Annotated in this window: 5 protein-coding genes and 1 pseudogene; 1 reads left to right on the forward strand and 5 read right to left on the reverse strand. The window is 60.1% G+C overall.

What is annotated here, in order from left to right; genetic code table 11:
* From PA598K_RS28375 to PA598K_RS28395, 5 genes are all read right to left on the reverse strand, one after another.
* Positions 1-2,603, reverse strand: a 2,603-nt coding sequence (locus tag PA598K_RS28375; protein ID WP_128660177.1) for an alpha-amylase family protein, incomplete at its 3' end; no start/stop codon positions are given.
* Positions 2,603-3,922, reverse strand: coding sequence for a glycoside hydrolase family 125 protein (locus PA598K_RS28380; protein WP_128660172.1), 1,320 nt, complete (start codon positions 3,920-3,922; stop codon positions 2,603-2,605). The genes PA598K_RS28375 and PA598K_RS28380, both read right to left, overlap by 1 nt.
* Before the next feature lie 246 nt (positions 3,923-4,168).
* On the reverse strand, positions 4,169-5,086 hold the full coding sequence (locus PA598K_RS28385; RefSeq protein ID WP_128660173.1) for a carbohydrate ABC transporter permease: 918 nt from the start codon (positions 5,084-5,086) through the stop codon (positions 4,169-4,171).
* A gap of 40 nt (positions 5,087-5,126) precedes the next feature.
* Entirely contained in the window at positions 5,127-6,062 is a 936-nt protein-coding gene (locus tag PA598K_RS28390) for an ABC transporter permease (protein ID WP_128660174.1), read from the reverse strand.
* Positions 6,063-6,165: 103 nt separating this feature from the next.
* Positions 6,166-7,656, reverse strand: a complete 1,491-nt coding sequence (locus PA598K_RS28395; protein WP_128660175.1) for an ABC transporter substrate-binding protein — start codon at positions 7,654-7,656, stop codon at positions 6,166-6,168.
* A gap of 208 nt (positions 7,657-7,864) precedes the next feature.
* On the opposite strand from PA598K_RS28395, the pseudogene PA598K_RS28400 reads away from it, so the two are divergent.
* A pseudogene (locus PA598K_RS28400) lies at positions 7,865-8,709 on the forward strand (hypothetical protein); the annotation flags it as partial.

Genomic DNA, 8,709 nt, shown 5'->3' on the forward strand with positions numbered 1-8,709 from the left:
ACGTTAACCGTCTGCTGCGGCCCCAGCTCGCCTGCCAGCCGCGACTCGTCGGCGCGCCAGTAGGCGTCCAGGCTGAGCGGACCTGTCCAGAGCAGCACCGCGCCGCTGCGACGCACGTAATCGATCAGCCGCTCGAAGGCGGCGCTGTCGAAGTTGTGCGGACTTGGCACCACGATCAGCTTGGGCGGCGCCTCCTCCAGGTCGGCCAGTCCGTACTCGCTGACAGCGCGGAACGGCGTGTTCAGCTCATAGGCCAGCACGCGCGTCAGCCGCGTCGTCGCCTCGAAGGCGAGCGGACGATTGGAGAAGTCATTGGAGTATGGATAGACGACCGCTACCTCCTCCAGCTCCCGTCCGACGAGCAGGTCGCGGATCTCGCGCATGAACGAGCCGAAGCGGTAGGAGACGTCGGCCTCCGGCTTCTCCGTGCCGTCGGCGCGCAGTGCGCCGATATGTGACTCGTTGGCATTGTCCATATAGTAGTTGGTGTTCCAGATCCACTGCACCGCGCCCGCTCCGCCAGCGGCGAAGGCGTAGGCGTACTTGCGCTCGAGCATCGAGCGCAGCTCGGCCTCGGTCCGCTTGGCCCGGCCGTCCGGCGTCTCGACGTACATGATGCCGGTCTCTTGCACCAGATTCGGTCGATGCAGCGTCTTGGCGAAAATGCCGTCCCACAGCAGCTGGTCGTTGAGCCACCACGAATGTACCGTCGTATAGTCGACCGCCTCCCCGTAGAACAGCGGCGACGGCCGTTGCGCGCCGAGCGCCTCGTCCTGACCGACCGTGACCAGATGGTCCGCGCACAGCTCCTTGATCGCCGCCGTCAGCTCGCGAGCCCAGCGGTTGTGCATGTCCATCGAGAACAGCGTGTAATCGAGGATGCGCGTGCCGCGCTTGCCCTGATGCATGTCCTGGACGTCGAAGTTGATCTCCTCCGGCTCCGGCGGCTGCGCGGCTGCGAAGTTCGGGAGCTGCTGCGGCGTCATATTCCACCGCTCCTGGAGCGTGCGGATGTCGCCGTGCCGCTCCTGCAACCAGCCGCTGTAAGCCTCCTGCTCGTAGCGGTCGCCGCAGGTGCGCGGTCCGTTCGAGAAGATGCGGGCCGGATCAAACATCGACGGCTCGTTGATCAAATCCCAGTCCACATGCTTGGAGTCGCGGTGACGCGAGACGATCGCCCGGATGAACCGCTTCTGCGCTGCTACGCTGCGCGGATCGAGGTACGGGTTGACCCCCTCCCATGTCTCCGGCGTAAACGAGAAGAAGGTAAACGTCAGCTGCAGGTGATGCCGCTTCGCCGTCAAGATAAACGCGTCGATCGCCCGCAGCACCTCCTCGGAGGCATGACCGTCCACCTGCATAATATTGCGATAAGCCGTCCAGACGCCGGTGCGAATCCAGTTGATGCCCGCGCCCGCCATCTGCGCCATGTCGCGATCCCATACGGCCGCGTTGGGCAGGAACAGGAACTTGCGCGCCACATCGGAGGTCATATACGTCATGCCGACGACCGGCATCGGGCGGCCGTCCTGGACAAAGTAGTCCCGTCCTGCCGAGATCGGCTCGCCCTGGGCCAGCAGCTCGCGGTCCATCCCCCAGATGCCCTGGCGCAACAGCCGATACTCGCCCCGCGAGCTGGTCATACGGCCCTCCAGATGGTAGTAGCCGGCTGCCAGCTCGATCGGCACGAATAGCCGCTCGCTGCGGTACTCGCCGTCTACCGTCAGCGAGACGGTATGCGTCCAGTCAGGCTCGTCCGCTCCGTCTGCCGTGAGTGTCAGCTCGGCGGTCCACGTCACCGGCTCGGCATGCGGGCCCATGTGCTGGTACTGGAGCGTCAGCATCGGCCGCTCGCCCGGCTCGTAGCAGGCATAGCCCGGCTTCAGCCACAGCTCGGCGACGCCGAGCGCGCAGTAGTCCGCCCAGCGGCCGAGCTGCGCCAGACCGCCGTCTTGCCAGAAGCGCTCGCCCGGCGCCTGGTTGACGAACAGCCAGCGACTGCCCGCGAAGGCGCCGCCGCTATTGTCCCAGAGCACGACCGGCGCCGCCACCTCGCGGCCCTCGTCAGAGACGCCCTTGAGCAGCGGATAGAGCCGCGCGTCCATCGGACCGGCCGAGCCCATCTGATGCGGCAGATCGCTGCTCTTGGTCACATGCGGCACCATATTCCAGGTCGGCGCGATATCCAGCAGCGCTGCCGCTTCCGCCAGCAGCGGCCGCTCGTCGAGCGCCGTCAGCGTACGGACTGGCGCGCTGTCGACCGGCAGCATCTCATGGATGCGCAGCTCTCGGTGATACGCCGTCTGCTCCGCCTCCGCCGTCCAGACGCCATCGAACGCGACGACTGGCCGGCGGAACGGCTCAGGTCCGACGCTGACCAGTCCGCCGCCCCGCTCCAGGAAGCGGACGATCGCAGGCCAGGCCGTCTTGGGGAAGTACGGCGCATGCAGATTGACGAAGCTGCCGCCAGTCTGCGTGTCCAGCGCAGCGGCCAGATCGACCGCCGTCGTCACCTGACCGACAGCCGTCAGCCCGTCGGCCAGATCGACCGGCAGCGCCGCCGCAGGGAATGACGGATCGTAGAGGATGATCGTCTTCGTCATTAGAGCAGGTCCTCCTTCATCGCCTGGTAGACGAGCTGTGCGAACAGACTGTTCGACCAGGCGAACCAGTCGCGCGTATACGTCGACGGCTCGTTGGCGTCGAAGCCTTCGTGCATGTAGCCGGTGCCCCCGTCGGTCGACTCGAGCATCGCGATCATCGCCAGCTTCTCCTGCGGGTCGGTGGCCGTCAGCCCCTGCATCGAGAGGGCCATATGCCAGATATAGCCCGGCGGCGTATGCGGGCTGCCGATGCCGCGCGCAGCGGTTCCTTCATAATAGAACGGATTGGCTTTGCTCAGCGCGAAGGCCCGCGTATTGCGGCAGCGCTCGTCGTCGAGTCCGGCATAGCCGATATACGGGATCGACATCAGACCCGGCGTGCCGGCGTCGTCCATCAGGCAGTGGTTGCCGTAGCCGTCAGTCTCGTACGCATAGATCTCGCCGAACTCGGGATGGCGATAGACACCGTACAGCTCGATGCCGCGACGCACCTCCTGCTCCAGCTGCGCCAGCTGCTTGCGCAACTGCTCGTCCCGATACACCCACTGCGCGATCTCCTGCATTTGGCTGAGCGTGACGGCAGCCAGCATATTGGACGGGATATTGTAATGGTAGTCGCACGCGTCGTCGCTCGGCCGGAAGCCCGACCAGATCATGCCCGTATAGTTGACCGGCATGCCCAGACCGCCGCGCTGCAGCGTATCCTCGGGGATGCCGTTGTCCCGCACGAAGCGGTACGGCGAGCGCTCCTCGTGGTATTGCTCTGTCCGCCACAGGTCGTATGTCGCCTTCATTGCCTCCTTGAACGAAGCATCGAAGACGTCCGCCGCGCCTGTCTCCTTCCAGTACCGATAAGCAAGCTTCATCGAGAAGCAGATCGAGTCCAGCTCGAACTTGCGCTCCCATACCCAAGGCGACATCTCGGTCTGGTCCTCGGTATTCCAGTGCCAGTCGCTCGCCGACTCGTTGAAGGCATTGGCGTATGGATCGATGGCGATATACATCGCATGACGGCGGATCAGACCGCGCAGCAGGCTGCGCAGCTCGGCGTCCTCTTTGGCCAGCGGCACATAATGCATCACCTGCTCGACCGAATCGCGCAGCCACATCGCCGGGATATCGCCGGTGATGATGAAGGTCGTGCCGTCCTCCATCCGCTTGGTCGTCGTCTCCAGCGTATTCGGGTAGCAGTTGCGGAACTGCTGGAGCAGCCGCGGTCTATTCGACAGCTTTTGCTCCGCTTCGGCCAATACGTCCTGGACTGCTTTCGGCAGGCTCAACTCCGGCATCTCGATGGCCGGCAATCTGAATTGTTTCATGAGTTCATAATCCTCCGTTACGAATATTGGTTGCTATTGGCAGTTATGAAAAACAGTCAATGGTAGTATAACGCAGTCTATATCATGAAACTACTTCACTTTCGCGACATTGACTGCATTATTATGCACTATATGCACAAATGCCCCCAACGCCAGATAAGGAGCTGACGCCGCCAGCAGGCAACCGCTCCTTATCCAAAGTCAAGACGTCTACTCTCTCTCGAAGCCGATCTTGCCCGCTCCGTCCTACTCCTTGACCGCGCCGATCGTCAGACCTTGCACAAAGTAGCGCTGGAAGAATGGATACGCCAGCACGATCGGGCCAGTCGCCAGCACGACCATCGCCATCCGCGAGCTCTCCTGCGGCAGCGATGACAGCAAGCCGACATTGACCGACGGGTTGTTGGAGTTCTGCAGGATAAACTGCATGCTGTTCTCGATCCGCATCAGCATCGCCTGCAGCGGCACCAGATTCGGATTGTCGATATAGAGCAGCGCATTAAACCAGTCGTTCCAATAGCCTAATGTGCTGAACAGGCCGATCGTCGCCAGACCGGGCAGCGACAGCGGCAGCACCAGTCTGGTGAAGATGCCGAGCTCGCTCGCGCCGTCGATCTTGCCCGCCTCGATGATCGACTCCGGCACCGAGATCGAGAAGAACGTCCGCATGATCATAATGTAGAAGGCGTTGACCGTCAGCGGCAGGATCAGCGCCCACATCGAATCCTTCAGGCCAAGCAATTGCGTCACGACGATGTACGTCGGCACGAGACCGCCGTTGAACAGCATCGTGAAAAAAGCGAAGAACGCGAAGAAATTACGATATTTGAAGCTCCGTCTGGAGATCGCGTAGCTGAACAATGCGATCAGCACCAGGCTGAGGATCGTGCCGATCACCGTGACGAGGATCGTCACGCCATACGATTGCAGCAGCTGGTCGCCGCTCTGGAACACATACTTGTAGGCCTTGAGGCTCCACTGCTCCGGGATGATCCGGTAGCCGTTTTTGGAGAGCGCCATCTCGTCGCTGAACGAGATAATGACGACGAACAGGAAGGGAAACACGCACAAAAATGCGAATATCCCGGCTGCAAGTATCGCCCCTGCATTGGCCACCGGATTCAGCTGCGAAAAATTACGACTCTTGCGTTTCAGTCCGGCCATCTTCTTACCCCTCTCTCAATGCGTTGGATGAACGACAACTTTAAAACAACGCATTGTCCTTATTGAATTTCCGCACAACATAGTTGGACGTAATCACGAGCACGAATCCGACCACGGACTGATAAAGGCCGGCTGCGGTGCTCATGCCGATCTCGCCCGTCAGCTTCAAGCCCCGGTATACGTACGTATCGATGACGTTCGTCACCGAGTAGAGTGTGCCCGAGTCACGCGGCACCTGGTAGAACAGCCCGAAATCCGCATAGAAAATTTTGCCGATCGCCAGCAGCGTCAGGATCGTCATGAGCGGCACCAGCATCGGAATCGTGATGCGGCGGATTTGCTGCCATTTGTTGGCGCCATCGATCATCGCCGCTTCATAGAGCGACTTGTCGATGCCCATGATTGCAGCCAGGTAGACGACGCTGCTGTAGCCGACCCCTTTCCACACATTGACCAGCACGAGGATGAGCGGCCAGTAGGTCGGATCGTTGTACCATTGCCGCAAGTCCCAGCCCATATAGCCGAAGAACTGATTGACGACGCCTTTGTCATAGCTCAGGAAGCTGAAAACGAAGTAGCCGACGATAACCCAGGACAGGAAGTGGGGCAGGAACATCCCGGTCTGAAAAAACTTGGCCAGCCGTTTGTTGACGATCTCCGACAAAATAATCGCCATCGCCACCGACATAATCAAACCGAGGATGATAAAGACGGCATTGTAGAGCACCGTGTTGCGTGTAATGATGTACGCATCCTGCGTGCTGAACAAAAACTTAAAGTTATCCCATCCGACCCAGGCGCTGTTAATAATGCTCGCCAGGAAGCCGTCGGGGGAATAGCGGTATTGCTTGAAGGCAATGACGACGCCAGCCATCGGCAGGTACGAAAAGCAGATGAACCAGATCGTGGCGGGCAAAACGAACATCAGCATCGCCTTGTTGCGGTATAGATCCTTGAAGAACTGTCCGATTTTCATTTCGTTTCTCCTCACCTTCGTTCGCAGCCTGCCGGGCAGGCCGAGAATAGCGAGCAGGCGAACACGCTAATCCGCATTCGCCTGCCCTGCCTTGTGTTGCTGCTTACTGCTTGGAGGCTTTCCACTCGTCCAGCTGACGCTGCGCCTCTTCCATGACGCGGTCCAGACCGGCCGCTTTGAACTTCTCGATCGCCTTCGCTGTATACTGCTCAGGATCGACGGTACCGGTCATAATCGCGGACCAGAACTCCTCCTTGACGTTTTGCAGCGACGCGATCTCTGTCGTCACCTTGGAGGTGTCGAAGTTGAAGCCGAGGATCGGCGATGGCTTGCCCGACTCGTTGAACTTGCGGAATTCTTCCCACTTGTTCTCCGGATCCTCCGGATTGAGGTAGGTCAGCATGACGTTGCCAAGCGAGAATGTTGGCATGTCGTAGTTTTTGGACTCCGGCAGATTTTCTGCGACGTTGTCGCCGATTTTCTTGAAGTGTACGTCCTCGATGCCGGAGTCGACCATGTTGCGCAGCACCGGATCGGTGTTGAGCAGGTTCAGGAACTCCATCGCCTTCTCCGGATGCTTGGAGTTGGCGGAGATCGCTTGCATCGAGCCCATAACGGACCAGTTGTAGATGACAGGCTCGCTCGCTGGCGTCGAGACGATCGGGTAGCCCAGGCTAGCGGACCACAGATTGTCTGCGAATGGCTGCGTTGCCGCGCGGTCGGTAAACCAGGTGCCGGCATTAAGCGCGTCCTGCATCGTGTCGAGCGTCGCCACCTCAGTCGGGATGTAGCCCGCCTGATAGTATTTGCGCATCGTTTGCAGCTCTTTTTTCATCTCAGGCGTCTCGAGGATATTGACGACCTTGAAATCTGTCGAATCAAGCTTGATTGCCATCGGCATTTTCTCGATCAGATAGTCATAGCCGGCCAGCGGCACGAAGTCCTTGGCGATTGCCAGCGGCGTAATGTTCGGCTCGTTTTCCTTGATCGTCTTGAGCAGCGGCTCCAGACTTTCCAGCGAGTTGACCTGGCTAATATCCAGGTTGTACTTGTCGAGCAGCTGCTTGTTGAAGCGCCATACCTCTTGGGCCGGCAGCTCCTTATTGGCCGGGATGCCATAGTTGACGCCGTCAACCTTGGAGCCTTCGAGGAACGCCGGGTCGAGCGCTTCGACGATGCCCTTGCCATGGCTTTGCAGCAGCTCGTCGATCGGCTTGAAGGCGCCTTTGCGCGCGTTTTGTACATAATCAAATGCCCAGGAAGCGGTAAACATGATGTCCATCGGCTCACCGGATGCAGTCATCACTTGCAGCTTTTGCGAGTATTCGCCCCAGTCGAGCATATTCATTTTCACGGTCGCATTAATTTTTTCAAGCGTGTATTTGTTGATTTCTTCATTTACCTTGGCCAGGTCCTTTTGCGGCGTGCCGATGGTGTACCAGATCAGCTCGACCGGTTTTTCGCCGGAGCTATTGCCGCCTTCGCCGCCAGTTCCTGTCTGACTACCCGAGTTGCTGTTGCCACATGCGGTCAGCGCCAGCGAGCCGGCCAGCAGCAGCGACATCGCCATCGACCATTTCTTTTTGTTCGCCATTGTTCTTCATTACCTCCCCTTGTTTGGTAACCCTTTTGCTTTTGCATCCTAAAGATATCGCATGAAAACATTTGCAAAAAGAAGGGAAACTAAAGATATCGTGTACAAAATAAAGAAACTTCATGTATCGCCGGCATAATCATAGGTCAGGCAGAGTGAGGAATACAATAAGTAGAGACAGCTTATTCCTTGCAAGGAGGTTATCTGCGTGGTCCAACTACAGGAGCGGAGCCCATCCCAGAAGCGGTTGGAGGAGATCGAACGATGGAAACGACGCGAGGAGGAGCAGACGGCCTGGCTGCTGCAATCGCTGCCCGGACTGGAGCCGCCGCTGGCTGGCGTATTGCAGGAGTGGGGCCCCATCCTGCGTCTGACAAGCCGGTATGCGGCGGATTGGCAGCAATCCGGGCAGCAGCAGACCCGACCCGCCAGCGATACGGCACTCGATGCCCGCACCTCCTGGCTGCTCGCCCAGTCGCTCAAGCAGAGCGAGGAATGGTCGCGCCAGCTGGCCGCCATCCTCGAGCGTAGCCCGGCAGCGGCGCAGCCGGAGACGGCAGAGCGGCTGCGCCGCTACATCCGCGAGGCCCAGGCCGAGGTCGCGCAGCAGCGCTCAGCCGGGAGCGGCGGCGCGGCTAGCCACCGCCCGGCTCACCAGGAGGAGGATATCGCCACGCCCTACGAGGAAGCCGCAGCCGCTACGCTGTCCTATGCGTCTGTAGAGGAAGACGCGGCTGACGCGCATGCGAGTTATTCGGATGAGGAGAATGCGGATAGTCTGGACGCAGCGGAGCTCGCGGGCGATCCCGGCACAGCAGACGAGCAGGAGTCCCTGCAGGGCGAAGCCAACATCTCCGCAGCAAGCGACCTGGACACTGACGACTCTGTGACGGTTGATCGCACTCAAGTCGAGCCGGAAACTGACGATGCATCCGGCCCAGCCGCCGCCCATGCGGATCGGAAGAGCAGCCGCCAAAAAGGCCAGCCGGTCGTCAAGGTAGGCGTCGCCGAGCGGAGCCCTCGTCCGGACAGCCGTAGCGGCAGCCGCACAGC

Source organism: Paenibacillus sp. 598K (assembly GCF_003851045.1).
In the GTDB taxonomy this organism is placed as follows: domain Bacteria; phylum Bacillota; class Bacilli; order Paenibacillales; family Paenibacillaceae; genus Paenibacillus_D.

Bases quoted from the DNA above. Each gene is read 5' to 3' on its own strand.
- PA598K_RS28380 (WP_128660172.1), bottom strand. From the start codon at position 3,922: ATGAAACAATTCAGATTGCCGGCCATCGAGATGCCGGAGTTGAGCCTG.
- PA598K_RS28385 (WP_128660173.1), bottom strand. From the start codon at position 5,086: ATGGCCGGACTGAAACGCAAGAGTCGTAATTTTTCGCAGCTGAATCCG.
- PA598K_RS28390 (WP_128660174.1), bottom strand. From the start codon at position 6,062: ATGAAAATCGGACAGTTCTTCAAGGATCTATACCGCAACAAGGCGATG.
- PA598K_RS28395 (WP_128660175.1), bottom strand. From the start codon at position 7,656: ATGGCGAACAAAAAGAAATGGTCGATGGCGATGTCGCTGCTGCTGGCC.